Source organism: Paraburkholderia sp. RL17-381-BIF-C (assembly GCF_046026435.1).
Lineage (GTDB): Bacteria > Pseudomonadota > Gammaproteobacteria > Burkholderiales > Burkholderiaceae > Paraburkholderia.
The window spans coordinates 1-326 of sequence record NZ_JARESX010000252.1; the positions used below are offsets into that span (position 1 = coordinate 1).

Annotated in this window: 1 protein-coding gene; it reads left to right on the forward strand. The window is 60.4% G+C overall.

Features of this window, described 5'->3' with window-relative positions:
• Positions 1-326, forward strand: a 326-nt coding sequence (locus P0D70_RS36930; protein WP_408188147.1) for an NAD(P)/FAD-dependent oxidoreductase, incomplete at both ends; no start/stop codon positions are given.

Genomic DNA, 326 nt, shown 5'->3' on the forward strand with positions numbered 1-326 from the left:
AAACCGGTTCGAAGAGCGTGCCGGTCTGGGCGCTGCCGGATAACTTCAAGAATCACGGCAATTACGTGATCAGTCTCGCGAATGTGACGCGCTGGCTGGGTCAGCAGGCTGAGGCGCTGGGTGTGGAGATTTTCCCGGGCTTCCCGGCGGCTGAAATCCTCTATAACGACGACGGTTCGGTCAAAGGCGTCGCGACTGGCAACCTGGGCATCGGCAAGGACGGTGAACCGACCGAGAACTTCCAGCTCGGCATGGAACTGCACGCGAAGTACACGCTCTTCTGCGAAGGCGCGCGCGGCCATCTGGGCCGTCAGCTGAACGATAAA